This window comes from Paenibacillus sp. FSL H3-0469 (assembly GCF_038051945.1).
In the GTDB taxonomy this organism is placed as follows: domain Bacteria; phylum Bacillota; class Bacilli; order Paenibacillales; family Paenibacillaceae; genus Paenibacillus_AQ.
In genome coordinates, this window is sequence record NZ_CP150302.1 from 4222313 (window position 1) to 4247166 (window position 24854).

Consider the following 24854-nt stretch of genomic DNA (forward strand, 5'->3'; position numbering starts at 1 on the left):
ATCGCTTGTTATTTAACCGTAATTTTGGTTTCCAGATCTTTATAATAGGTTTTAGCCCATTGGCCCTGTTTGTCCTTGAACATTTTCCCGCTGGCATCCTTGGCATACGTAAACGGCTTAACACTAATGGTCTTCGGGACGGCCGGAAAAGCGCCGTAGTTCTGCTCCTCGGTACCGCTTGTCTTAACCTTCTCAAACGGCTTGCCCCACGGCGAGCTCACATTTCCCTTCTCATCCACAAGGTCATATAACATTCTTTCCGGGTTCCCCTTGGACTTGGCCGCTGCCGGAACTTCCCCCTTGAAGCTCACCTGCAGAGACATTGTCAACGGGGTCATCTGGAAGGATGTCACTGTGTAGCTGAATGTGCTGTTCTTTTTGGAAACGCCCGGCTTCACGGTTAACAGGGTCCCCAGCTTGTTCACTTGAACTTTAAATATAAATGGCTCCTTCACCCCGTTGGCGTATGCCTTCAGCGTAAGGTCGAACTTATCCGGGATTTGCTGCTTCATAGCTCCTTTAGTTAGCCGGATCAACGCCGTGTCCGTATCTTCGGAATTTGTGGAGATGGACGTATCGTACAGCAGCTTTTTCCCATTGACCAATACATCCACAGTTCTGGATGGGTCCATGAAGGAACCATACTTGTCTACCGTCCCTCCCTCCTGCCGGATGCCTGCGACAAGCTCATTACTGTCATAGATCAGATCGGTTAGTGTCAGGGTTACCCCCTCCTGGGTCACGGCCTGATTCGGGGCGGCAGCAAGCTTTTTCTGAACAATCGCCTTCAGAGTGGCGTTATCGCTGATCGCGAATACGCTGCCAGCCTTAGTATCCTTGTTGACATCGGCTGCCGCCGCTACGGCTACAGTGAATCCCCCGCCGACAACTGTTCCTCCGAGTACAGCGGTTACTGCTGTTGCTATAATTGCTTTCTTCATGGTATTTAAGCTGATCGTGTACATAGCTTTTCTCCTTTACTGATTAAGAATATACAGGTATAACGTTCCCCTCCTGCCGGTTTGTGACAAGAGCGCTGAATTCACGCGCTCCGTACAAAGTCATTTTTGAATAAACAGAGTCATTTCCAAGAAAGAATTCCGAAGGGCTGCTCTACTATAATAAATTCATCCAGAACAAGTAGAGTGAGGTTAGAACTTATGGCAAATCCCGCACCACAAGCTATGAACACCAAGCCAGCGACACCGCCCCAGGGCCGTTTCGGCCGTCTGCTGCACAATATCGTGCGATACCGGGTGCTGCTGCTGATGCTGCTGCCCACGTCGATTATCTTTTTCATCAACTGCTATATTCCGATGTTCGGATTATTCATTGCCTTCAAGAACATCAACTACATTGATGGCATTATGGGCAGTCCCTGGGCCGGGCTGGATAACTTCCGGTTCCTCTTCGCCACCTCTGACGCCCTGCGCGTGACGATCAACACCGTGGGGTACAATGTGGTCTTCATTATCTCAGGCCTAATTCTCTCCGTCTCGCTGGCGATTGCGATCAATGAGGTGCGTAACAAGCTGGCTTCGAAGTTCTTCCAGACCGTGATGATTATGCCGAACTTCCTGTCCATGGTCGTGGTCAGCTTCATCGTCTATGCCTTCCTGCACCCGGAGTATGGCTTCCTGGTCAAGCATATTCTGCCGATGTTCGGCTACTCCTCGGTGAACGCTTATATGCATCCTAACGCATGGCCTTACATTCTGTGGATCACCAAAATGTGGCACTCCATCGGGATCGGCAGCGTCATCTATCTTGCAGCGATCACCGGCATCAGCGAAGAGCTGTACGAGGCTGCGGTGATGGACGGGGCCAGCAAATGGCAGCAGATCACCAAGATTACCCTGCCGCTGCTTACGCCGATCATGGTCATTCTCACGATTCTTAATATGGGCGGTATCTTCCGCTCTGACTTCGGGCTGTTCTACCATGTGACCCTGGACTCCGGTGCGCTGCGCTCGACTACGGACGTCATCGACACCTATGTCTACCGGGGCCTGATCCAGCTCAATGACCTGGGGATGTCCTCTGCGGCGAACTTCTATCAATCGGTCGTCGGCTTCTTCCTGGTCATCGGCGCGAATGCACTGGCCCGTAAGCTGAACCGCGATACGGCTCTTTTCTAGAAACGGAGGATTCTAATGACTACTGCATCCCGAAGCAACCCTTATACCAAAGGCTCTACCACCGCCCAGATTATTCTGAATGTGTTCTTCATCGCCTTCAGCCTGGCGTGTATCCTGCCGATCGTGCTCATTGTCGCTATCTCCTTAACCAACGAGAAGGCCTTGACGCTCCAGGGTTACAAGTTCTGGCCCGATCATATCGATGCGTCCGCGTACCAATATTTGTTCAAGCATTCGGAGACACTGGTTAAGGCGTATGGTGTCAGCTTGACCGTTACCCTTATCGGAACTGTTCTGGCCGTGCTGCTGATTGCACTGTATGCGTATCCGCTCTACCGGAAGGATTTCCCTTTTAAAAAGACATTCAACTTCTATCTGCTGATCACGATGCTGTTCTCGGGCGGACTGGTTCCCTTCTATCTGCTGTACGTGAATTATCTCGATCTGAAGGACTCGCTGGTCGCTCTGATCCTGCCCGGCTTGTCCAATGCCTTCTATATCTTCATCACCCGTACCTTCTTCCAGCAGACCATCCCGGAGGAGATGATTGAATCCGGCAAGCTCGACGGAGCTTCGGAATGGCGGATCTTCTTCCAGCTCGTGCTGCCGATCTCCCTGCCTGTACTGGCGACCATCGGACTGTTCACTACGCTGATGTACTGGAATGACTGGTTCAACTCCATGCTGTTCATTAATGACACCAATAAGTTCTCGCTGCAGTACGTCATGATCCAGATGATCCGCCAGGCCGAATTCTTCAAAACCCAGCTTGCCGGCACCGGTGTCGCCCTGATGGTACAGGAATCCGTTCCAACCGAAAGTCTGCGCATGGCCATGGTTGTGCTGTCGATTGGTCCCATTCTGTTCATCTATCCGTTCTTCCAGAAGTACTTTACCAAAGGCCTCACGATTGGGGCGATCAAAGGTTAATGGGTCTAGCTCTGGCGTAAATGCCGGTTAGAATATATGATCTAATTATCATTGAGGAGGTTCATACAAATGAGAACAACCAGAAGCTCGGGCGCGGTGCTTGCTGCCCTAACCGCCGTGATACTGGGCATTACCGGATGCGGCGGGGGCAATTCAGGTGCATCCGCCCCGTCCAAGGCAGAATCGACAGCAGCAGCTACAACAGCAGGTACGGAAGGCAGCACGAATCCTGACACCTCAACGTTCCGCAAGCTGAAAGTGTACACGGTCGGGAATTTCCCGCAAAATGATACCAAAGCGGTTGTAGACGAGATCAACAAGTATCTCAAAGAAAAAATCAACGCCGAGATTGACTTCCAGGGACTCCCTTGGTCCTCCTGGGCTGAGAAGATGGCATTGGCCTATCAATCCGGTGAACAGGTCGATTTGACCTTCGCTCCGAACTGGGCGGATTTCGCCAATAACGTAGCCAAAGGCGCATTCCTCCCGTTGGATGAGCTGCTCGATAAATATGGACAAGGCATCAAGGAGACGCTGGACCCCCGCTTCTTTGACGGCGGCAAGGTAGACGGTAAAATCTACGCCATTCCGACCAATAAGGAAATCGGCGAGAGTCATACCATTATGTTCCGCAAGGATCTGGTGGATAAATACGGCTTCGATGTGAACTCGATTGAGACGCTGGAGGATCTGGAGCCATGGCTGCAGACGATCAAGGAGAAGGAACCGGCCATCGCGCCAATCTGGCTCTCCGGCAGCGGCTCGGATACCCTGGGCTACTTCGACAAGACCAGAGAGAGCATGAAGGAGAACTTCCGCTATGAGCTGGTGGCAGGCGCTCCTGCCGGAATCGTCCTGGATACCAAGACCGATAAGATGGTGATCAGCTCGATGGAGTCTGACACCGCGATCTACCGGATGAAGCTCTACGGCGACTGGTTCGCCAAAGGCTACATCAATAAAGATGCGGCAACGACCAAGACCAGTACTGAAGACGCTTTCAAGGCCGGCAAGACTTGGATGAAATTCGGTTCTGACAAACCGGACTCCGACAAGGAAGATTCCATCGCCACCGGCATTGAGCTGGTGAAGCTGAAGGGGAATGAACCTGAGATCAGCACAGCCAGCGTCAGCAACTCCATGATGGCCATCGGACGCACCTCAATTGATCCCGAGCGGACGATGATGCTGCTGAACCTGCTGCATACCGACCCGGTTCTGGTCAATCTGATTGACTTCGGCGTAGAGGGACGGCAGTATGTCAAGGTAGAAGGCAAGGACAACTTCATCAAGCTGCCTGACGGCATTGCTACCCGTGCCGATACAGGCTGGGCGCCGGGCATTGAATGGATGTTCGGTAATCAGACCATAACCTACCTGTGGGAAGGCGAAAGTGCCGATAAATGGGAGAAGTTCAAGGCCTATAACGAGAGCGCCCATAAGGTGAAATCCTTCGGCTTTAACTTCAATACCGATGCTGTCAAAACACAGGTCTCCGTAGTCAGCAATATTATCAAGGAATTCCGCCCGCTGCTGGAAACGGGCAGTCTGGGAGTAGACAAGGTGCTGACGGAATACAATAATAAACTGAAGGCTAACGGCATTGAAGAGATCCGCGCCGAGGTTCAGAAGCAATACGATGCCTGGAAGGCAAAACAATCCTAAACAAACAAGTGGAAACGACGATGCCGTCCTTTTAAGGACGGCACCCGTTTCAGCGAGAAATATAAGGATAAGTTGTCGTGTGGAACATACAATTCCTTATATTTTAAGCTAAGGGGAAGGACGGCTGCCGTCCTTCCCCTTTCCTGCCGCTCAGCGTGTAAATGTACCTAAGGATAAGGGGGAAGACTGTGAAACTATCATTGCGATTCAAAGTGAGTGCTCTTGTCTTGCTGCTGGTCACACCGCTGTTCCTCTTCCTCTCCTACACCAATCTCTATTCCACCAACATTGTCCGGGAGAAGGTTGCGAAGTCTGCTTCGGACACGTTGACCCTGCACTTAGGTACACTCGATGAGCTGCTGGAGCAGACCAGCCATTATCTGCTGCGTACCGCCAATGAAAACATGCTGCTGGAGCTCTATTCGGACAGCGGGCCCGACAGCGTCAATTATTATCTGTCCATCCGCAAGCTGATGGACCAGTGGTACAGCGATGTCAGCTACTACACTATTATCCGCAGTGTCTTCGTCTACCATCAGGACCGGGACGAGTTATTCCTCAGCAGCCAGAGAGAGTATTACCAGGAGAAGGAGGTCATTGCCTCCGGGCTGTCCTCGCGCCTGAAGTCTCCTAATCTCCAGGGTTCCCTGAAGTGGGAGACTGTGACCCTCGGCGACGAGCCGGTGTTATTCAAGGTGCTGCCGGACAAGAGCGGACGGCTTCTCATGGGGGTACTGGTCAGTATTGATTCTCTGGCCCAGCCGCTGACCCAGCTGGAGTCTACCGGAGGCAGCGGGCAGGTGGGCATGATCGACAATGACGGTAAATTGCTCTGGGGCCAGTTCTCCAGTGAAGATCTTGCGCTCATCCGCACCCAGCTGGGACGCCCTGACCGTCCGGTGGACGCAGCGATCCGGCTGAGCAACGGCAATTCTTATCTGCTGATTGACAAGCCTTCACAGTATTCCAATCTGAATGTCTTCTTCCTGCTTGACGAGAAATCGATTCTGGACGAGCTGCCGATCTTCCAGCGGATCATCAAGGTCATTCCCTTCGCCATTATCCTCGTGATGGTTATCCTGCTGGCTCTGCTCAGCAGACTGGTGTTCAAGCCTATCCAGCAATTGACCAGCGGGATGCGTATCCTTGGTAAGGGACAGCTGGAATACCGGCTGAAGGACGGCAACAGCAGGGAGTTCCAGATCATTACAATGCAATTCAACCAGATGGCCGAGCAGATCGGCAATCTCAAGATTGATGTGTATGAGGAGCAGATGAAGGTGCAGCAGGCCGAGCTGAAGCATCTTCAGGCGCAGATCAATCCCCATTTTTTCATGAATTCCCTGAATATCGTCTTTCATCTGGTAGAGCTGAAGCAATATGCGCTGATCAAAAAAATGATCGGACATCTGGTCTCCCACTTCCGCTTCATTATGAATACCAATGACGCCTGGATTCCGCTGCGCGGCGAGCTGGGTCATATTCAGAATTATATCGAGATTCAGATGGTCATGTATCCGAACAAGCTGTCTTATGAGGTGCAGCTTCCGCAGGAGCTTGAATCTACACTGATACCGCCGCTGCTGATCCAGCCCTTCGTCGAGAATGCGATCAAGCATGGATTCATCAACAATTCGAAGCCCTTCAACGTTGGCATAACCGTCAGTGAAGAAGCCGGGGAGAGCGGCAACACCTGCATTGCCATTCAGATCCGCGATTCCGGGCCGGGCTTCTCCGCAGCTCAGCTCGACATGCTCAATCAAGGCGTGTATGAGCGCAAGCCGACAGACCGCCATCTGGGAATATGGAACGTATACAGACGCATGCTGATGTTCTATAACAACCGGGCACGGCTTACCTTCCGCAATGCCCCAGACGGAGGCGCGGTTGTGGAAATCAGACTACCCGTTCAAAAGGAGCTGTGACGTTCAATGTACAGAGTTCTAATCGTTGACGACCAATACTTCGCCTTGCTCGGCCTCCAGCAGGGGGTGGATTGGAGCGCGCTTAGCGTATCAGATGTCTGTCTGGCGGAGAACGTGGATCAGGCGATTGCCATTCTTGAGCAGCAGCCCGTAGATCTGCTGATCTGCGATATCGAAATGCCGGGCAGAAACGGCCTGGAGCTGCTGTCCTGGGTGAAGCAATCCGCTCCCGGCACGCTGACGATTATGCTGACCTGCCATGCCGATTTCGAGTACGCCCAGCGCGCGATTCATCACGGTGCCTTCCATTATCTGCTCAAGCCGGTAGACTATGAGGAATTGATGAAGATCTGCCGTGAGGCGCTATTCGAGATCAGCAAGCAAAAGGAGCAGCAGCAGTTCGAGACCCTGATCCAGGAGTACCGGAGACAGTGGGAGCATCAGCTCCCCCTGCTGGTGGAACGGTTCTGGCAGGATATTCTCAGCCAGCGGGCAGCGCCTGTGCTGGAATCGCTCACCCTTCCGGCGAACACCTACAATCTGGATCTGCAGCCCGGAGACCGCTACTTCCTCGCCCTCCTGGGGCTGGAGCAGTGGAAGGAGAACCTTAGCGCACGGGATGAGACGATTATGGAGTATGCACTGCGCAACATGGCCGATGAGCTGCTGCTAAGCGGGCTGGAAGGCACTGTGCTGCAGGATCAGGTCGGCCATAATCTGGCGGTCATCTACGTGCGTGGCGATATGAACACCGCCAGGCATAAGCTGGAGCAGAATGGCCGCAATTTCCTGGATACCTGCGGGCGGCTGCTGCATTGCTCCCTGTCGATCTACATCAGTGCGGGTGTCCCTCTGTCCGGTATCATGAGTGCATACACGGATGTCACGGAGCGGGAACAACGCAACCTGAACCGTTCGCGTCAGGTGTTCGGACCGGAGGATCAGGCGTATGGCCGAGATCAGCCGCTTGCGCCTGTGCCTCAGGCAGCGCCTATGCATATCTTCGGAGAGTGGGCGACCCTTCTGGAGCTTGGCGAGCTGGAGGAGCTGGAGCGCCGCGTGACGCTGTGGTTCTCGGGCATTGAGCCTGGCCGCTGGACAAGTGAGCTGCACCGTCAGCTTATTCACGGCATTCTGTTCATTGTACACACCGTTCTCGCCAAAAAAGGCTTATCCGCACATGCCTCAGCCGAGCTGAAGCCCTTGATGGATAAGGAAAATTATCCGAAGCAGTCCGCTTCGCTCCAGCATTGGGCGCTGGAATGCCTGGGAGCCGTAATGCGCTTATTGCAGACCAGCAATAACGTATCCTCGGCCACGGTCACCAAGATCCGGCAGTATATCCGCTCGCGCCTGAGCGAAGAGATCACCCGCGACGAACTCGCAGCCTATGTCTATCTGAACCCGGCCTATTTGTCCCGGCTGTTCAAGAAGGAGACCGGGCTGTCGATCTCGGATGTGATCATACAGGAGCGGCTGCAGAAGGCCAAGCAACTGCTGGAGGAGACGGAGCTGAAGATTACCGACATCGCCGAGCAGGTCGGATACACCAGCCTCGGCAGCTTCTCCAACCTGTTCAAGCGGATCGTCGGCACCACGCCGCAGCAATATCGTGCGCGGAATAAGAAGTAAGCGGGGCAGGCAGATGTCTTTTGCATACCGCCGGCCGCGCCCACCATACCCGCCAAACAAAAAGAGCGAGAAAGGCTATACGCCCTCTCGCTCTTTTTAACATGCACTCGCTGTTAACTTTAACAAGTAACTCTTATTACTTAATAATTACGTATTCCAGTCCTACCAGCTTGGCGTAGGTAACGATCTGATCAGTAGTGAGGTTCAGCGATACAACGGTATGGTGGCCGCCGCCGTTCTCGATCCAGGCTCTAACGCCGTCCTGGAAGTTAGGCTTCACCTGCCACAGTACACGGGCTACCGGCAGATTCGGAGCCGGAACGGTTGGCTCGAAGGCGGTAACTTCGTTAATCAGCAGCTTGTAGTGTGTGCCAAAGTCAGCCATCGACACTACGACGCCTTCGCCTGCCTTGCCGTCAAAGACGAGACGGGCCGGATCTTCACGGTCGCCGATGCCCAGCGGGGACACGATGATCTTCGGCTGGTTGCTGGCCAGGCTCGGATCAACCTCCAGCATGTGGGACTGGAGAATCGCTTCCTGTCCGGCTGCCATTTCATAAGTGTAATCTTCCATGAATCCGGTGTTCAGGTTGTGGCTCATCACCTTCATCAGGCGGTCCAGAGCCGCAGTCTTCCAGTCCCCTTCTCCAGCGAAGCCGTAGCCTTGGGCCATCAGGCGCTGAACCGCCAGACCCGGAAGCTGCTTCATGCCGTGCAGGTCCTCGAAGTTGGAGGTGAAGGCATTGTAGCCGCCTGCATCCAAGAAGCGCTTAAGCGCAATCTCATAGCTGGCCTGCACCTTCACGCTGGCTTCCCAATCTTCCTTGCTGTAAGTGCCGTAATCAACGGCATACAGCTTGGTATATTCTGCGAACAGGGCATCGATCTCTTCCTGCTTCACCTCATTCACATAAGCCACCAGATCGCCGATGCCGAAGTAGTCTACGGTCCAGCCGAACTGGATCTGGGCTTCTACCTTGTCGCCTTCGGTCACGCCAACATTGCGCATATTGTCGCCGAAGCGGGCAACCTTGATGTTGAAGCCTTCGTTATAAGCTACGGCAACGTCCATCCACTCAGCAATCTGCTTCTGGACTTCCGGGCGTTCCCAGTATCCTACAACGACTTTGTTCTGTTTCTTCAGACGGGCATTGATGAAGCCATACTCACGGTCGCCATGGGCAGCCTGGTTCAGGTTCATGAAGTCCATGTCAATTGTCGCCCAAGGAATGCTCTCATTATACTGGGTAGCCAGGTGCAGCAGCGGCTTCTGCAGCAGCTTCGTGCCGCGAATCCACATTTTAGCCGGGGAGAAGGTGTGCATCCAGGTGATTACACCGGCAACCTCGTCACGGTAGTTCACTTCTTTCATGATGGAAGTGATTTTGTCTGCGCTAACGGCCAGATCCTGCAATACCAGCGGATAAGGAAGCACCCCGCTATTGTTGAGCGCATCGGTCATTTCCTGGGCATGAGCCTTCACTTCACCCAGTGCTTCATCTCCGTACAGGTGCTGCGATCCTACGACGAACCAGAATTGCTTGTCGCTTACTGTTGACATATCATTCATCCTCTTCTCTATTAGTTTGGTGAAAATTAGTTTGGTATAAATCAGTTACTTCTGTCCGTAATACGCGTCCTTGCCGTGCTTGCGCAGATAATGCTTGTCCAGAATCCGCTGCGGCAGCTCCTCGGCGAAGGTGTTCAGCTGGCGGGCGAAGTGGTTCATCTTGGACACTTCCTCCAGCACCACACTATTCATCACGGCAGCATGGGCATCCTTGCCCCAAGTGAACGGCGCATGGCCCTTCAGCAGAACGCCGGGAATCGCCATAACATCCAGCCCCCGCTGTTCAAAAGTCTCAATGATCACATGCCCGGTCTCTGCTTCATACCCGCGGTCAATCTCCTCCTGGGTCAGGAACCGTGTACACGGTACAGAACCATAGAAGGTGTCTGCATGTGTCGTCCCCATAACCGGAACGTCCAGTCCGGCCTGCGCCCAGATGGTCGCCCACGTGGAATGCGTATGCACGATGCCGCCGATCTCGGCATAATGCTTGTAGAGTACAGCATGGGTAGCTGTATCCGAAGAAGGCCGCATCTCTCCTTCCACCACATTGCCGTCAAAGTCCACAACGACCATATCGCTCGGCTTCATTTTATCGTAGCTGACTCCGCTCGGCTTGATGACGAACAGGCTGCTCGCCCGGTCCACCGCGCTCACATTGCCCCAGGTGTATTTGACCAGCCCGTGCTTAGGCAGCTCCAGATTAGCCTCGCATACCTCTTCCTTCAGTTGCTCCAGCATGTGTTAATTCCCCCCGTTCTCTACGAGATGATCTACAGCGGCCTGCTCAATCGCCAGACCCGCCGTGTAGCGTTCCATGAACAATTCAAAGCCCTTCACATCTGCCGCAACCGGATGAATAGTCTCGCCTTCGATATCCTTGAAAACCTTCTGGTCGAGGAAATCATCCAGACGCTCCTGCTGCCCTCTATTCTTCATATAAGAAGCCAGAATCGCCATGCCCCATGCGCCGCCTTCTCCGGCTGTTGCCATCACAGAGACCGGCACATTCATCGCAGCGGCTACAATTCTCTGTCCGACAACAGGCGTCTTGAACAAGCCGCCATGCGCCAGAATGCTGTCGATGGACACCTGCTCCTTCAAGGTCAGAATATCCATCCCGATCTTCAGTGCGCCAAAAGCGGAGAACAAATGCGTCCGCATAAAGTTGCCCAGCGTGAACCGGCTCTCCGGCGAACGGACGAACAGCGGCCGTCCCTTGTCCAGCCCGGTAATATTCTCACCCGAGAAATAGCCGTAGCTCAGCAAGCCGCCGCCATCGGCGTCTGCCTCCAGTGCTTTATTGAACAGAACGCTGAACAGCTGCGCCGGATCAGCCTTGAAGCCCATCGCCTCCGAGAATTCCCGGAACAAGCCGACCCAGGCGTTGATATCGCTGGAGCAATTGTTGGCATGTACCATTCCCACCGGACTGCCATCCGGGGTGGTCACCATGTCAATCTCAGGATATACCGCCGTAAGATCCTTCTCCAGCACGATCATAGCGAATACGGAGGTGCCTACAGAGATATTACCAGTCCGTTTGCGGACACTATTCGTAGCGACCATTCCTGTTCCGGCATCGCCTTCCGGCGGACAGAGCGGAATGCCTGCCAGCAGGTCCCCCGACTCATCCAGCAGTCTAGCACCGGCTTCTGTTAACACACCCGCCTGCTCGCCTGCAGCGTAGACCTTGGGCAGAAGATCACTCAGCTTCCAAGGGTAATTCTTAGCGGCAATCAGCTCATCAAACTGGCTGACCATGGCCGGATGGTAATTCTGCGAAGCTTCATCTATAGGGAAGACCCCGGAGGCATCGCCAATCCCAATCGCCTTGCTGCCGGTCAGCAGCCAATGGATGTATCCGCCCAGCGTCGTTACGAACGTTGCCTGCGGAACATGCTCTTCCCCGTTCAGAATCGCCTGATACAGGTGGGCAATGGTCCAGCGCTCCGGAATATTGAACTGGAACAGCTCTGTTAATTCCTTGGCCGCCGCACCGGTTGTAGCATTGCGCCAGGTCCGGAACGGAACCAGCAGCTCGCCCGTGCTGTCAAAGGCCATATATCCATGCATCATTGCTGAGAATCCGATCGAACCGACAGTAGTAACCGTAATCCCGTATTTCTGTGCAACCTCCTGCTTCATCTCGCGGTAAGCGGCTTGCAGGCCCTTAATAATATCCGTCAAAGGATACGTCCAATATCCGCCTTCCAGCAGGTTCTCCCACTCGTAGCTTCCGGATGCAACCGTCTCGAACTGCTGATCAATCAGGACGGCCTTGATACGTGTGGACCCAAATTCGATACCCAGTGATGTCTCTCCCTTAAGTATCGCTTGCTTGATGTTCTGATCCATGCCCACGTTACTCCTCTCTGAACCAAACTGTGTTACTTACGAATCTAAAGAATGCGCTTCCTTTATGAACAGGTTTAGTATATTTTTTGTTCGTACATTTGTCAACAATGGATATAAGATATACCTACAAATTTACCGGAAAAACACCCCTATTTTACGCAAATCATTAGATATAGTAGACACCGGAGGATATTAAGCTTATATTCAAGCTATAATATGTACGTACAACTATAATAATTTATCCATTTCAAATAAGAACAACTATGAAAGAAGTGACCCGTGTGCGAACCAAGTACCAGATCATATTCGATGAACTCAAAAGCAATATCCTGTCCGGCACCTACAGTGTAGGCGAACAAATTCCTACTGAATCTGCGCTGCAGGAGATGTACGGCGTCAGCCGCCAGACCGTGCGGAAGGCCATTCTGGAGCTGTCCAACGAGGGGTTCCTGCGGAGCGAGAAGGGCTCAGGCACCTATGTCAGCCACCAGTTCCGGTCCAAATCCGGGAATGGCGCGGGCAAACGGACCATCGGCGTAATAACCACATACCTCTCCGATTATATTTTCCCCTCCATTATCCGGGGGATTGAAGGCAGGCTCAACGAGGACAACTATTCCCTGCTGCTCGCCAGCACCAATAATGATGTGGCCCAGGAGAAGAAGGCGCTGGAGATGATGCTGTCCTTCGGGGTAGACGGGCTGATTATTGAGCCTACGAAAAGCAACCTGTATAACCCGAATATCGCCTACTACCTGTCGTTCAAGGAGCAGGATGTCCCGTTCATCATGATTAACGCTTATTATGAGGAGCTGGAGGTGCCGTTCTTCTGTCTGGATGATGTACAGTCCAGCTATCTGGCGACCCGGGAGCTGATCTCGAAGGGGCATACCCAGATCGGGATTATTGCCAAAATGGACGATCTCCAGGGCAAATACCGTATGAAGGGCTATATCAAGGCGCTCGGCGAAGCCAAGCTGCGCTTCCACCCGGAGCAGGTGCTCTCCTTCGATACGGAATCGAAGCAGGCGCTGTCGGCCAATCTGGAGCAATTCCTTACAGATAACAGAGAGGTGCTGACCGCTATCGTCTGTTATAACGATGAAGTGGGGCTGGAAGTCGTCAAGGTGTGCCGCGAGCTTGGGATCTCAATTCCGGGAGAGCTGTCGATTATCGGGCAGGACAATTCCTATATTGCCAAGAACGCGGGGATCAAGCTGACGACGCTGACCCACCCGCAGGAGCAGATGGGCCGGGATGCGGCCGAATGGGTCATTAAGAAGCTTCAGGGTAAAAAGGACCTGAAGAGCAGCACCTACTATCTGCCTGAGCTGATAGAGGGGGAGACGGTGCGGGTGCTGGAACCAGCTCCAGCGGAATAGGATAGTCCGCCCAGAAATAAGCTTAAGCTACACAGACAAACAGCCCTGACCGCTTCATGACCGTTACAGGCCGTGAAGCGGCAGGGCTGTTCTTATTTAATCTGGCAGAACCGGGGGACAGGCTTAGTCCAGCAGCGTAGAGATGCTTATGCTTTCAATCTTAGCGCCCTTGACATGGAACAGAATATAATCCACATAGTTGCTTGGGGCGAACCGGTAGTCATCCTCTTCCTCAGGTGCCCCGTCTCCGGTCAGCTTGCCTTCGGGATAGGCTTTTTTGAGTGTGTCCAGGCTGTCTCCGACCTTGATATTACGGACCGTAGTGTACTTCGGATCGGTAATCTTAATGCTGAAGATGTAGAACTGCTTGCCGTCACCCGAATCAATCGTCTTAATCTCAAGGCCCGGGAAGGTATACGTGTTCTCTGTTCTGCCGATCAGGGTATCCATATTCTTACCGTCATCCAAAGAATACGTGTGCGATTTCTTCGCCGTTGCCTTGCCCAGCATACTCTCCAGCTTAGCATCATCCACAATGTCGGAGAGAGCGATGGTGTGATCCTTATGGACAAAAGCCAGCTCCTTCAGAATCACATTTCCTTCCTTCTCAATGGTTCCCTCCTTGATCGCCTCGGAGCTGCCCGCTGAAGCCGCTGGGGTTGGCTCGGCTGTAGCAGCTTCAGTCGCCGCAGGCTCAGCAGCAGGGGTAGCCGAAGCTTCCGGTGCCGCTGTGGATACCGCTTCAGCTGTAGGTTCTGCCGAAGGGGTAGCCGCCGGAGCGGCCGAATCGGACTGGCATCCGGCCAGAAGTGTCATTAACAATACTGCGGGCAGCAGCAGCGCTGCCGGTTTTTTAAATGTTCCCATAAGTAATCCCTCCATGAATGTACGCGTTTGGCGCGTTGTTTGTTTGGTATGAGGTTAGTATACGAAAACCATTTATTAGTGTAATAACAGAGTTGTATCAGTCTTGTAACGTTAACTAAGCGGCAGATGGATAGAGACGGTGGTTCCGGTTCGGAGCTGGCTCTCTATGCTGAGGTGCCCGCCGAACTTCTCGGCGATCTCCTTACAGATGGACAGCCCCAGCCCCGTTCCGCCGGCCCCGCCGGCATTGCTTGCCCGGTAGAACCGCTCCTGTACACGGGTAAGTTCATCCGGGCTGATTCCGATGCCCTGATCGCTGATCTGCACGATGGCTTCCTGCTCTCTGGTTAACACTTCAATGCTTATCCGGGTGCGGGAATTGGAATACTTCACGGCGTTGTCCAGTACATTAGCGATGGCATGGGACATCAGCACCTGATTGACATTGACGAAGACCGGCGGTCCCTGGCGGATCGTAAGCTCTATCCCCTTACTGTCCGCCTTGACCCTCAATCCGGCGGCTACCCTTGCGGCCAGCTGTGCCAGATCTGTCTTCTCGGCATCGATTCCATCCTGCCCTGCCTTATCGAAGCGCGACAGCATGAGCAGCTCATTGACCAGCCGGGTCAGGCGGTCCGATTCATTCACCAGATGGAAGTAGATCCGCTGCAGCTCCTCATCCTCGTCCTCGCCTTCGTACAAATATTGTGAGAACCCCTTGATCGCAGCGAGCGGCGTCTTCAGCTCATGGGATACGTTCGAGACAAACTGCTTCTGATACTGGATATAGTCGCTGAGCTGAATGCCCATCCGGTTCAGGCCCGCAGCAAGCATGCCCAGCTCATCCTTCCTGTTCAGGCGCACCTCCCGGAACTGCTGCTTGGAGAAGCTCTCTGTCGCGCCAAGCAGATATTTGATCGGCTTCGTTGTATTCCGGGCAATGAATAGACTGGAGAGTGTAATCAGAATAATGAATCCTCCTGCACCGGCGAACAGGATATAGCGGATCTGGTCCATCATCGTATAGAAATAAGAGACATCCTCCACAAACTCGTACACATAGCTGTTCTGATAATATTTGTCTTGAATCGGAACCGCGAAGTACAGCAGGTGATCCTCGGAGACCGTATACGCATAATTGCCCTTAAGGGCGTTCTGGATATTCCCTGGGAAAATGACGGGGGTCTTGTTATTAATCACAATTCCGTCAACGGCGAGTCCCAGCAGCTTCTGGCTGCTGTCGTAGATCCGCACCTCCTTGACGGAGGCTTTTAACGTCTCCAGCGCACTTCTCGCCACCGCCTCCATCTGCCCGGCATCCACCTCTTGTTCGAGCCTGGAGAGCACCTCCCTGAAGGACATCTCGCCAAGATCCGCCTTCTCCATCATTTGCTTCTCTATCGTTACGAAGCTGAAATAGTCAATCGCCTTATTCACCGAAATAATGATCACGGCAAAGGACAGCACCGAGAACAGCAAATACATTAGCACCAGCCGGGTCGCGTATTTCAGGCGGAGCCACCTCCCAGCTGATAACCGAAGCCGTAGACAGTCCTGATATATTTCGGATTCTCGGCATCATCCTCCAGCTTCTTTCTTAAGCGCATAATCGTCATATCCACGCTGCGGCTGTCGCCCATGAAGTCATAGCCCCAGACGATCTCCAGCAGCTCATCCCGGGTATAGATTTTGTCAGGGCGCTTCAGCAGCGTCTCCAGAATCCGGAATTCCTTGGCTGTCAGAGCCACCGGAACGCCGCCCTTCTGCACCACCCGGGTCTCCAGATCGAAGGTCAGCTCCTCATGAGAGATCCGGGTATCTTCAGCATCTGCGGGCAGGCCGCTGTTCTGGGCTCTCCGGAGCACCACCTTGATCCGCGCCAGCAGCTCCCGGTTATCGAACGGCTTGGTCATGTAATCCTCAGCCCCCAGCTCAAGTCCCAGCACCTTATCTATAATCTCATTCTTGGCCGACAGCATAATGACGGGAACCGCCTGCCGTTTGGTGATCTCCTTGCACAGGTCATAGCCGGAGCAATCGGGCAGCATCAGATCCAGCACCACCAGATCCGGCTGAAAAGCATCCAGGGCCGTAAGCCCCGCACTTCCGTTCTCCGCTGTCCGCACCTCATAATTCTCTCTGCGGAGCACAAGCTCGATCAGGTCCCGCAGGGCCGCTTCATCATCAATTACGAGAATTTTGTTCATCCGATCCCTCCTCCTATACCTAATATTAACACCGCAAGAGCACGTTAATCTCCCTGTCACCGTCCGAACCCCCGCAACGACCCATTGTGTTCGGTTTTCAGCCCTGTTAGAGCTTGGCAACAAGTGGAAACGGCTTTGCTGTCCTTTTGAAGGACGGTACCGTTTCAGCGAGAAATAGAAGGATAATGTATAGCGTGAAACATATACATTCTTATATTTAAATAAACCTTCGGCAGATGGTTCACCTTATCCGTATTTCAACATACCTTGAATAAACCAACTAGAAAGGGGACAAATCAATGTATCTGCTCTGGGTAATCATCGTAGGGGGACTCATCGGCTGGCTAAGCGGCAATCTAATCGGGCGAGATGTTCCGGGAGGCGTACTCGGCAATGTAATCGCCGGGTTCATCGGCTCCTGGCTGGGCTCCGAGCTGCTTGGTCCAAGGGGCCCTGTAGTAGGTGGCTTCCACATTGTTCCGGCCATTATCGGCTCCATCGTTACACTATTGATCTTCTTTGCCCTGGCCCGCGGCGGCGCCTTCCGGCGCCGTTAATCCTTCCTGCCGGCCGCTGCAAAGTCAACACAGAGCCCCTCCTGTTCACCAGGCAGGGGGCTCTGCCATGTCATCCTTACAGAATCCTTAGAATCTGCCCTTAGAGTAGAGGTAGAGAAAGGATGATATACTATGCAGGATAATATTCTGGAAATACAGGATCTATGTAAAAGCTTCAAGCGCCAGACCGCCGTCAATAACGTATCGTTAACAGTCGCGCGCAATTCCGTCTACGGGCTGCTCGGTCCGAACGGTGCAGGCAAATCCACCCTGCTCAAAATGATTACCGGGATGCTGCGCCCCGATTCCGGGAGAATCTGCTTCCAGGGCCGGGAATGGACCCGGAAGGACTTAAGCCGGATCGGCGTATTGATTGAAGCACCGCCGCTGTACGATAATCTGACTGCCCGGGAGAATCTCAAGGTACGCACGCTGGCTCTCGGACTGCCGCTGTCGCGTATCGAAGAGGTGCTTGCTGTTGTCGATCTGACCGCAACCGGGAAGAAGCGGGCCGGACAATTCTCCATGGGCATGAAGCAGCGGCTCGGCATCGCCATTGCACTCTTGAACCAGCCGGAGCTGCTGATTCTGGACGAGCCGACCAACGGGCTGGACCCGATCGGGATTCAGGAGCTGCGGGAGCTGATCCGCTCCTTCCCGGAGCAGGGAATCACCGTCATCCTGTCGAGCCACCTGCTCTCCGAGGTGGAGCAGACAGCCGACCATATCGGCATTATCGCAGGCGGCGTGCTGGGCTATCAGGGAGCGGTCTCCCCGGATCAGGATCTGGAGGCGCTGTTCATGCAGGTCGCAGCAGCCCACCGGAGGGAGGGTGCCGCCCATGCTTAATATCATTAGAGCGGAACACCTGAAATGGCGGCGTACCTTCATTCCCAAGCTGGCCTGGATCGCTCCAGTATTCACTCTGTTCTTGTGCGCTGTTCTGATGGGCGGCGGCTTTTTTCAGAGCGGGTCTTATAACTGGTGGTACACGATACTGTTGCCCGGAGCGCTGAGCCTGGTCTGTTCGCTGGCGCTGCAGAAGGACGCGAAGCTGAAATACCGCGGAATACTGGCCTTGCCCTTTACACCGGGAACGCTCTGGGCCGGGAAAATCATCGCCTGTGCGTATTGGCTAATGGCTGCGCTCCTCGTGTTCCTGACCGGGGTTACAGCCGGGGGGCTACTGTTCGGACAGACGATTACACTGCTGAGCAGTCTGGGGGGCAGCATATTGATCTTCCTAACCTTCCTGTGGCAGATCCCGCTGTGCCTGTTCCTGGCGGCCCGTCTCGGATTATTCGCAGCGGTCCTGCTGAACCTTGCCGGTACTATTCTAGGTGTAGTTCAATTCGACAAGGGCGGGTTATGGGATTACATCCCCTATACGATTACCTTCAGGCTCATGTGTCCGGTGCTGTCCATCCTGCCGAACGGCCTGCCGGTTCCTGCGGACAGCCCGCTGCGCAGCACAGAAATGATTCTTCCGGATACGCTGGTCTCTCTCGGATGGTTCGCCATCCTGTTCCTGCTCACCACCGTATGGTTCCGTAGACAGGAGGCGAAGTAGCATGAATGCACTTCCGGGTCTGCTCAGAGCCGATCTGCTCAAAATGCGGCGCACCCCGTTTCTCCTGATCCATCTGCTGACCCCGCTGATCGGGGCCGGCCTGTTCCTGGCCTATTATTCCATCTCTGCTGCAAGTGAAGCGGGCAAGGTGATGGGGTTCATGCAGGCAGTCGCTTGTGCGTTTCCTACCCTCATCGGGCTAGTCTGTGCGATGGCGGCGGAGCAGGAGGCCGCCTCCGGAGGGTTTCAGGGGATGCTAGCCCTGCCTGCGGGCAGGACAACAACCTTTTTGAGCAAGCTCCTGCTCCTGCTGGGATTCAGCCTGGGGGCTGTCCTGCTGGTCTTCGTCCTGTTCAGCGTGGGCTTTGCCGGAATGCTGGGGCAGGACCGGCACGGCATACCCTTTTATCTCACCGGCTCTGTGATCCTGTTCGCAAGCAATATCCTGCTCTATCTGCTTCACTTCGCGCTCAGCCTGCGCTTCGGACGGGGCGTCTCTATCGGCATAGGAATCACGGGAAGCCTGCTCGCTGCCCTGATGCTGACCGGTCTTGGCGATATCCTGTGGCCGTATATCCCCTTCGCCTGGGGCGGCCGTTTCCTCTCCCTGCTGGAGATTCAGCATTCGGGAGGTTTGCCGCCATTTGCCGAAACGGGATTGGCCACCGGCGTATCCATCTGCATAGTAGCAACGATAGCTGCCGGCCTCCTCAGTATGGTATGGTTCTACAAGTGGGAGGGCCGCTCTGCGGATAACTAGCCTACTAATCTGTAAATGAGGGAATCCATGACTATGGCCAAAATACTTGTGGTAGACGATGAACCCGCCATCCTGTCCCTGATAGCCAACGCGCTCAGTACCGACCGCCATCTGGTAACCACCTTCTCTGATTCCACGCTGGTGCGCGGGACCGACCTCGGTGCATATGACCTGATTCTGCTGGATGTGATGATGCCCGGCGTGGATGGCTTCACCCTGTGCCGGGAGATCCGCACGGCGGTGGATTGTCCCATTCTTTTTTTGACGGCGAAGACGCTGGAAAGTGACCTGATGTTCGGACTGGGGCTGGGGGCGGATGATTATATTATGAAGCCCTTCGGCATAGGCGCGCTGCGGGCGCGGATCAACGCTCATCTGCGGCGGGAGAACCGGGAGAAGCGCAACATTCTGTATATGGACCCTGTACGCTTCAACCTCTCCGGTAAAGAGCTGTACGCCCGGGAGGACAAGGTGCCGCTGACCAAAAGTGAATATGAAATCTGCGAGTTTCTGGCCCGCCACCGCGGTCAGGTCTTCTCCAAAGAGAGTATCTACGAAGGGGTCTTCGGATATGACGGGGAGAGTGACAGCAGTGCCATTACGGAGCATGTCAAGAACATCCGCGCCAAGCTGGGCCGGTATGGGCTTGAGGCCATTGAAACCATCTGGGGGATCGGATATAAGTGGAAGCTGTAAAACAACGCAAAACCGTGCGGCTGCGCACCTTTTTTCTGCACTACCTGCTGCTGTTGAGTCTCGGTACCGTTCTGCTGCTGGGAGTATTGGTCGGCGCATTCACACTGGCGTTCGCCCGGGGGGCGCTGCTGCCTGCCAACTATGACGAGAAGGAAATCGCCCAGTTCAAGCAGCAGCTGGCTGCGGGCGGAGCGGATAAGTCTCCCCAGGTCCCGGGCCGGCTGGAGTACACCGTATTCACCTTGGACGGGAAGCCGCTGGCCGGCAATCTGACAGCTAAAGAGGCGGAGCAAGCCTGGAGAATTGTCCGGGAGGGGAACAACAGAAGCTCCTACTACTACACCACCGCTGAGCATGGGCAGAAGCTGTGGATCTTCCGCTATGTCCTGACACCGCAGTATGCTTCTCCAGTGCTGCGCAGCGCGCTGCCGAATCCCCAGCTCCTGGGACCCTCGCTCTTCGTGCTCGGGTTCCTGCTGATGGCCGCCCTGCTCGCGGCCCGGTTCGGCCGGAAGCTCTCGGAGCGGATGGCCGGCCTGCAGGATGCGACCGAGAACATCCGGCGCGAGAATCTGGAGTTCACCGTCCAGCCCAGCGGCATCCGGGAGATTGACGAGGTGCTGGGCTCCCTGGACCGGATGAAGGATGCCCTGCAGACTTCACTGGAGCAGCAGTGGATGCTGGAGCGCTCCCGCAGCGAGCAGATCTCCGCGCTGGCCCATGACATCAAGACGCCGCTGACCATTATCCGGGGCAATGCCGAGCTGCTTCAGGAGATTGTTGAGACGGAGCCGCAGCGTGAATACAGCGGCTATATCCGCCGCAGCGCCGAAGACATTGAAGCCTTCGTGCAGGAGGTCATTGACTTGTCCAGGCTGCAGTCCGGCTCATCCCGCCAGCAGACGCGGGTCCCGGCGGCAGAGATCGTGGCCGAGCTGGAGCTGCAAATGAAGGCCCTGGCTGCGGGCAGGGACCTCAAGACCTCTGTCCGGCAGGAGAAGCTGCCGGAATTCCTGTACATCCACAAGGAGCTGCTGCTGCGGGGAATCATGAACCTGATCGCCAATGCGGCCGAGCACACCCCGCCCGGGGGAAGCATTGCCCTGCTCGTCCAGGGTGAAGCGGCGGCGGTTCAGTTCACGGTTACCGATACCGGCAGCGGCTTCTCAGCGGCTGACCTCCGGGAGGCGACTAACCAATTCTACCGGGGCGATCCGAGCCGCAGCTCCGGGGATCATCACGGAATGGGGCTCTACATTGCGCGGTCTGTGGCCGAGCAGCACGGAGGCAGTCTGATCCTCAGCAACGCCGGACCCTCCGGGGGCGGGAAGGTCACGATGCGCATTACCGTGCCTGAGCAACGGCCCGGCCCGGGGGTAGACTAAAACGCCGTCTGCGGTCAGGCGGCGTTTAGTCCCAGCTTTCTTTTCAGCTCCGGATAGATCCGGCCGTACAGCTTCCGCCGCAGCGCCGAATGATACAGGGCCAGCACCAGTGTCACTACGATCAGCGCGGCAGGTACGATATACAGCACCGGATGATCCACGAAATAGCCGAACACATCATAGCCCCGGTTGATATACCTGCCGTAGATCGCAGCGATGGCAACCACCAGCAGCACCGGCAGAGCGAACAGACCGGACAGGATGTTGACCTTCTTCATCTTTTTGTAGGTGGATTGAAACGCGCTTTCACCCTGGGCTTCTTCGAGCAGCATGACCTGCTTATCGAAGGAGTCGCTTTTGCGTACCGGCATCTTGGATTGTGTGATGTAGTTGTGCAGCACATCGAGTTCGTGGCTGAATTCCATTGTTTTTAATATTGCTCTTCCTGCGTTCATCGATGGTTTCCTCCTAAAATTCAGACTTCTCCCCAGTTCCGCTGATACAAGCGGCGGGAGGGGGTGTGTTCCGTAGGCTCTGTGTACAGGTTGGTCGCGGTTATAAGCGCAGCCATCTTGTCCAGGAAGACCGCCTTCGGAATCTCCTGGCCGAGAATCAACTCGTAGACCTGCTGCAACTCGGCCAGAGTGAATTGCTCAGGCATTAAGAGCAGCGCGATTCCGGTTCTCTCCGTCTCCTTGCGCAGCTGCTGGATGGCATAGGCAATGATCTTGGCGTGATCAAAAGCGAGTCCGTCATTGGACAAGACGGCATATTGCACCGATCTGGCTGCCGGTGTAGCTGTCAACGTCTGTTCAATCACTGCTGCCAGCTCTTGTCCGCCCGCTTCCAGCCGAAGCTCATAGATACGGGTGCGGATGCAGCCCGGCTCCAACAGCTCCTTATGCTCCTGCCGGAGCTGGTAGCTTACCTTGAACCATGCCGCAGCCTCGGCATCATCCCCGGCCTCTAATTGGATGCGGCGGCTGTCGACAAGCGCCATATAGCTGCTGCTGATCACCCAAGTACGGGGATCGCGCCCGGGGTCAGAGAAGGTACGAAGCTGCTCCAGATATACGCCGGTGACGCCGGTTTCCTCCTCCAGCTCGCGTGCGGCCGCCTGATCTGTGGTCTCATCCGGCTGGGCGAAGCCGCCGGGCAGCGCCCACTTGCCCAGGCAGGGATGCCCGCCTCTGCGGATCAGCAGGAGACGCAACTCCTTCGCCGCAGCCTCAGGTTCCTGGTCCTCCGCTGGATCTATAACGGTGAAGATTACCATATCCGCCGCCACGGAAGGCCGCTCGTAGTCCCCGGCCCGGTACTGCTCCAGGAATTCACGCTCTGTAAGTCCGTTACCATCTCTCAATTCCACTCTCTCCGCCTCCTCTGCCTCTGGTTCAATGCTCCAGTTCTCCGAAATAGTTCCCGTACGGCTTGAATTTTGCCAGTACACTGTCCACCTTGCTTATACGTTCCGTAAGCGTGCCCCTCAAGGTAATATAGGGAATCCGCCGCTCCTTCAGATCCGCGATAATCTGCTGATGGAACACATGCCGCTTCTGATCCCCGCTGCGGTCCCACGTGTCGTCATACGGAATATCATCCTCACAGAGGAAGAACAGGTCGTAGCGCTGCGCATTCTCCAGGGCCAGCCGGGTCAGCAGCTCAGGAGCCTTCCCGTGGTAATCCAGCGCATACATATACGTGGTAATCGCATTCGTGTCAACGAACAGATACCGGTCTGCCGTAAGCAGTGCCTGCTCTTCCCGCTCCAGATGGCCCAAAGCGATCTCGTCAAAAGCCTCCAGACCAATCCGGCGGTCCACCTGGTGCTCTGTCCAGTAATCCCGCCCGTATTCGCTGGCGAAGGCTGTGCCGTACTTGCGGGCAAGCGCTTCGGTAATCGTAGACTTCCCGGTAGACATCGCCCCTACAAATACGACCTTGGTAATTAGATCACGGTATACCAGCCCGCTGACATAATCCCGGTATTTGTAAGGATCGGAGCGGACCATCGTGGCCGATACCGGCACCTGTACCCGCGCTTCATCCACCCGCCGGTCGATAGCCCCGAGCGCCAGGCTCATATGCGCTCCATAGAACTCGCTGGAATAGAAGTGAGTCACCTGCTCGCCCTTCAGCAGCCCCAGGATATATTGTTCTTCCTGGATCTCATGCTCTCTATCATCCGAGTACCCGTCCGGCCCGTCCCAGGCCTCGATCACCCGGACCGCAGGATAGAGCCTGCGAATCCAGTTCGCCCGGACCTGTAGCGGAACCGGAGAGACAGTGGTCTCATAGATCACCACGATCAGCTCGTCGACCTCCTGAAGCGCCGTCTCGAACATGAACTGGTGCCCTTTATGCAGCGGAGCGAACTTCCCGAGGGTTAATCCGAGTGTCTTCATGCCAGTGCCTCCTTCGCCCCTTTATTCCAGTTGTAGTAGCCGTATACCGCATTAATCAGATAGGCGCTCCACATCACAATCATCAGCAGGCCCTCCCCGCTGCCTTCAATGGTCCGGATCACCCAGAGCAGCACGGTGAACATATTCAGCACAATATAGACCAGCCACTGCTCCTTGAAACGCCGTACCATCAGGATCGTTGCCACTACGGATAGCACGGTAGTCAGGGCATCGATGTAAGGTGAATTCTGCCCCGGGATGAAGGATAGACTGTAGCCGAGCAGCAGCGCCCCGGCAATGCAGATTCCGATGGTCAGTACGACCCCACCGGCCTTCATCTGGCGCATGGACAGCTTGCCGCCCTGCATATTTCTTTTCCACATATAAAAGCCTACAATATTCATGGGCACAAAGAATAGCAGATTCAGCATAACCTCGCCAAATAATCCGTTGATATAGGCCAGATAAGCATAACCAAAAGTATTATACATCCCGAATCCGTAGCTCGCCAGCTTCCCCTTCGCCGTCAGCACCACGCATAGTACCCCGGTGATGAAGACCGTGAACCCGAAGAACGAATCCTTGGAGATCACTGTAAAAACAACCGCAATCAGCGTAAATATCACCAGCCAGGCGAGTTCAAACCCGCTCCAGCGGCCCGCAGCCCTCTTCATGTTTATCCCTCCGGTTCATTTCCTGATGTACAGGCAATTACTTATTAACTAATTGATAATTACAATTTGTTAATATCAAGATAACAGATTATTTGGCAGGGCGCAAGCAGTAATTTCCACTATGAAGACATTC

General features: G+C 54.7%; 23 protein-coding genes. 12 read left to right on the plus strand and 11 right to left on the minus strand.

The annotated features are described in order from the left end of the window. Positions 1-8 precede the first annotated feature (8 nt). Entirely contained in the window at positions 9-965 is a 957-nt protein-coding gene (locus NSS83_RS18495) for a DUF5643 domain-containing protein (RefSeq protein ID WP_341346221.1), read from the minus strand. Between the two features lie 195 nt (positions 966-1160). Here NSS83_RS18495 and NSS83_RS18500 point away from each other — a divergent pair, with 195 nt between their 5' ends. The 5 genes from NSS83_RS18500 (at position 1161) to NSS83_RS18520 (ending at position 8290) form a co-directional block, all read left to right on the plus strand. Further along, positions 1161-2138 carry an ABC transporter permease subunit gene (locus NSS83_RS18500; RefSeq protein WP_341346222.1) on the plus strand — a complete coding sequence of 326 codons (978 nt, stop codon included), beginning with the start codon at positions 1161-1163 and terminating at the stop codon, positions 2136-2138. A gap of 15 nt (positions 2139-2153) precedes the next feature. Continuing rightward, complete coding sequence (locus NSS83_RS18505) at positions 2154-3068, plus strand: carbohydrate ABC transporter permease (protein ID WP_341015813.1); 915 nt, start codon at positions 2154-2156, stop codon at positions 3066-3068. Between the two features lie 69 nt (positions 3069-3137). Beyond that, positions 3138-4733 carry an ABC transporter substrate-binding protein gene (locus NSS83_RS18510; protein ID WP_341183368.1) on the plus strand — a complete coding sequence of 532 codons (1596 nt, stop codon included), beginning with the start codon at positions 3138-3140 and terminating at the stop codon, positions 4731-4733. Between the two features lie 188 nt (positions 4734-4921). Then, complete coding sequence (locus tag NSS83_RS18515; RefSeq protein WP_341346223.1) at positions 4922-6658, plus strand: histidine kinase; 1737 nt, start codon at positions 4922-4924, stop codon at positions 6656-6658. Between the two features lie 6 nt (positions 6659-6664). Next, positions 6665-8290, plus strand: a complete 1626-nt coding sequence (locus tag NSS83_RS18520; protein ID WP_341183366.1) for a response regulator — start codon at positions 6665-6667, stop codon at positions 8288-8290. A gap of 136 nt (positions 8291-8426) precedes the next feature. Here NSS83_RS18520 and araA read toward each other — a convergent pair whose 3' ends face one another. The 3 genes from araA to NSS83_RS18535 are packed head-to-tail and all read right to left on the minus strand — an operon-like array spanning position 8427 to position 12218. Continuing rightward, positions 8427-9851, minus strand: coding sequence for an L-arabinose isomerase (araA, locus tag NSS83_RS18525; protein WP_341149929.1), 1425 nt, complete (start codon positions 9849-9851; stop codon positions 8427-8429). Between the two features lie 54 nt (positions 9852-9905). After that, positions 9906-10601 (minus strand): L-ribulose-5-phosphate 4-epimerase, encoded by a 696-nt coding sequence (locus tag NSS83_RS18530; RefSeq protein ID WP_340750843.1) that lies wholly within the window; start codon positions 10599-10601, stop codon positions 9906-9908. Positions 10602-10604: 3 nt separating this feature from the next. Then, complete coding sequence (locus tag NSS83_RS18535; protein WP_341346224.1) at positions 10605-12218, minus strand: FGGY-family carbohydrate kinase; 1614 nt, start codon at positions 12216-12218, stop codon at positions 10605-10607. Between the two features lie 281 nt (positions 12219-12499). On the opposite strand from NSS83_RS18535, the gene NSS83_RS18540 reads away from it, so the two are divergent. Next, positions 12500-13600: a GntR family transcriptional regulator gene (locus NSS83_RS18540; protein WP_341185178.1), complete on the plus strand. Its 1101-nt coding sequence runs from the start codon at positions 12500-12502 to the stop codon at positions 13598-13600. Between the two features lie 123 nt (positions 13601-13723). Here NSS83_RS18540 and NSS83_RS18545 read toward each other — a convergent pair whose 3' ends face one another. From NSS83_RS18545 to NSS83_RS18555, 3 genes are all read right to left on the minus strand, one after another. Then, complete coding sequence (locus NSS83_RS18545) at positions 13724-14467, minus strand: hypothetical protein (protein ID WP_341346225.1); 744 nt, start codon at positions 14465-14467, stop codon at positions 13724-13726. A 111-nt stretch (positions 14468-14578) separates the two neighbouring features. Further along, on the minus strand, positions 14579-15952 hold the full coding sequence (locus NSS83_RS18550; protein WP_341346226.1) for a HAMP domain-containing sensor histidine kinase: 1374 nt from the start codon (positions 15950-15952) through the stop codon (positions 14579-14581). A gap of 23 nt (positions 15953-15975) precedes the next feature. Continuing rightward, the gene (locus NSS83_RS18555; RefSeq protein WP_341183362.1) at positions 15976-16674 is read right to left on the minus strand and encodes a response regulator transcription factor; all 699 of its coding nucleotides are present in this window, start codon (positions 16672-16674) and stop codon (positions 15976-15978) included. 299 nt (positions 16675-16973) lie between these two features. On the opposite strand from NSS83_RS18555, the gene NSS83_RS18560 reads away from it, so the two are divergent. The 6 genes from NSS83_RS18560 (at position 16974) to NSS83_RS18585 (ending at position 21642) form a co-directional block, all read left to right on the plus strand. After that, a complete protein-coding gene (locus NSS83_RS18560) occupies positions 16974-17231 on the plus strand; it encodes a GlsB/YeaQ/YmgE family stress response membrane protein (RefSeq protein ID WP_341346227.1) in 258 nt (85 codons plus the stop codon). A gap of 132 nt (positions 17232-17363) precedes the next feature. Beyond that, a complete protein-coding gene (locus tag NSS83_RS18565) occupies positions 17364-18080 on the plus strand; it encodes a lantibiotic protection ABC transporter ATP-binding protein (RefSeq protein ID WP_076156384.1) in 717 nt (238 codons plus the stop codon). Beyond that, complete coding sequence (locus tag NSS83_RS18570) at positions 18073-18801, plus strand: lantibiotic immunity ABC transporter MutE/EpiE family permease subunit (RefSeq protein WP_341346228.1); 729 nt, start codon at positions 18073-18075, stop codon at positions 18799-18801. The genes NSS83_RS18565 and NSS83_RS18570 overlap by 8 nt, the downstream gene beginning before the upstream one ends. Before the next feature lies 1 nt (position 18802). Next, entirely contained in the window at positions 18803-19561 is a 759-nt protein-coding gene (locus NSS83_RS18575; RefSeq protein ID WP_341346229.1) for a lantibiotic immunity ABC transporter MutG family permease subunit, read from the plus strand. A 33-nt stretch (positions 19562-19594) separates the two neighbouring features. Beyond that, positions 19595-20257 carry a response regulator transcription factor gene (locus NSS83_RS18580; protein ID WP_341348744.1) on the plus strand — a complete coding sequence of 221 codons (663 nt, stop codon included), beginning with the start codon at positions 19595-19597 and terminating at the stop codon, positions 20255-20257. Then, positions 20245-21642: a HAMP domain-containing sensor histidine kinase gene (locus tag NSS83_RS18585; protein WP_341346230.1), complete on the plus strand. Its 1398-nt coding sequence runs from the start codon at positions 20245-20247 to the stop codon at positions 21640-21642. The genes NSS83_RS18580 and NSS83_RS18585 overlap by 13 nt, the downstream gene beginning before the upstream one ends. A 14-nt stretch (positions 21643-21656) precedes the next feature. Here NSS83_RS18585 and NSS83_RS18590 read toward each other — a convergent pair whose 3' ends face one another. The 4 genes from NSS83_RS18590 to pnuC are packed head-to-tail and all read right to left on the minus strand — an operon-like array spanning position 21657 to position 24721. Continuing rightward, entirely contained in the window at positions 21657-22097 is a 441-nt protein-coding gene (locus NSS83_RS18590; RefSeq protein ID WP_341183357.1) for a DUF6097 family protein, read from the minus strand. Positions 22098-22117: 20 nt separating this feature from the next. Further along, positions 22118-23011 carry an NUDIX hydrolase gene (locus NSS83_RS18595; protein ID WP_341346231.1) on the minus strand — a complete coding sequence of 298 codons (894 nt, stop codon included), beginning with the start codon at positions 23009-23011 and terminating at the stop codon, positions 22118-22120. Between the two features lie 25 nt (positions 23012-23036). After that, complete coding sequence (locus tag NSS83_RS18600; protein ID WP_341346232.1) at positions 23037-24047, minus strand: AAA family ATPase; 1011 nt, start codon at positions 24045-24047, stop codon at positions 23037-23039. Continuing rightward, positions 24044-24721 carry a nicotinamide riboside transporter PnuC gene (pnuC, locus tag NSS83_RS18605; protein ID WP_341183354.1) on the minus strand — a complete coding sequence of 226 codons (678 nt, stop codon included), beginning with the start codon at positions 24719-24721 and terminating at the stop codon, positions 24044-24046. Before pnuC ends, NSS83_RS18600 begins: the two co-directional genes overlap by 4 nt. Between the last annotated feature and the right edge of the window lie 133 nt (positions 24722-24854).

Excerpts from the sequence above, each read along its gene's own strand:
- NSS83_RS18495 (WP_341346221.1), bottom strand. The coding sequence starts at position 965 with ATGTACACGATCAGCTTAAATACCATGAAGAAAGCAATTATAGCAACA.
- NSS83_RS18500 (WP_341346222.1), top strand. The coding sequence starts at position 1,161 with ATGGCAAATCCCGCACCACAAGCTATGAACACCAAGCCAGCGACACCG.
- NSS83_RS18505 (WP_341015813.1), top strand. The coding sequence starts at position 2,154 with ATGACTACTGCATCCCGAAGCAACCCTTATACCAAAGGCTCTACCACC.
- NSS83_RS18510 (WP_341183368.1), top strand. The coding sequence starts at position 3,138 with ATGAGAACAACCAGAAGCTCGGGCGCGGTGCTTGCTGCCCTAACCGCC.
- NSS83_RS18520 (WP_341183366.1), top strand. The coding sequence starts at position 6,665 with ATGTACAGAGTTCTAATCGTTGACGACCAATACTTCGCCTTGCTCGGC.
- araA (WP_341149929.1), bottom strand. The coding sequence starts at position 9,851 with ATGTCAACAGTAAGCGACAAGCAATTCTGGTTCGTCGTAGGATCGCAG.
- NSS83_RS18530 (WP_340750843.1), bottom strand. The coding sequence starts at position 10,601 with ATGCTGGAGCAACTGAAGGAAGAGGTATGCGAGGCTAATCTGGAGCTG.
- NSS83_RS18535 (WP_341346224.1), bottom strand. The coding sequence starts at position 12,218 with ATGGATCAGAACATCAAGCAAGCGATACTTAAGGGAGAGACATCACTG.
- NSS83_RS18545 (WP_341346225.1), bottom strand. The coding sequence starts at position 14,467 with ATGGGAACATTTAAAAAACCGGCAGCGCTGCTGCTGCCCGCAGTATTG.
- NSS83_RS18550 (WP_341346226.1), bottom strand. The coding sequence starts at position 15,952 with ATGTATTTGCTGTTCTCGGTGCTGTCCTTTGCCGTGATCATTATTTCG.
- NSS83_RS18555 (WP_341183362.1), bottom strand. The coding sequence starts at position 16,674 with ATGAACAAAATTCTCGTAATTGATGATGAAGCGGCCCTGCGGGACCTG.
- NSS83_RS18560 (WP_341346227.1), top strand. The coding sequence starts at position 16,974 with ATGTATCTGCTCTGGGTAATCATCGTAGGGGGACTCATCGGCTGGCTA.
- NSS83_RS18565 (WP_076156384.1), top strand. The coding sequence starts at position 17,364 with ATGCAGGATAATATTCTGGAAATACAGGATCTATGTAAAAGCTTCAAG.
- NSS83_RS18570 (WP_341346228.1), top strand. The coding sequence starts at position 18,073 with ATGCTTAATATCATTAGAGCGGAACACCTGAAATGGCGGCGTACCTTC.
- NSS83_RS18575 (WP_341346229.1), top strand. The coding sequence starts at position 18,803 with ATGAATGCACTTCCGGGTCTGCTCAGAGCCGATCTGCTCAAAATGCGG.
- NSS83_RS18580 (WP_341348744.1), top strand. The coding sequence starts at position 19,595 with ATGGCCAAAATACTTGTGGTAGACGATGAACCCGCCATCCTGTCCCTG.
- NSS83_RS18590 (WP_341183357.1), bottom strand. The coding sequence starts at position 22,097 with ATGAACGCAGGAAGAGCAATATTAAAAACAATGGAATTCAGCCACGAA.
- NSS83_RS18600 (WP_341346232.1), bottom strand. The coding sequence starts at position 24,047 with ATGAAGACACTCGGATTAACCCTCGGGAAGTTCGCTCCGCTGCATAAA.
- pnuC (WP_341183354.1), bottom strand. The coding sequence starts at position 24,721 with ATGAAGAGGGCTGCGGGCCGCTGGAGCGGGTTTGAACTCGCCTGGCTG.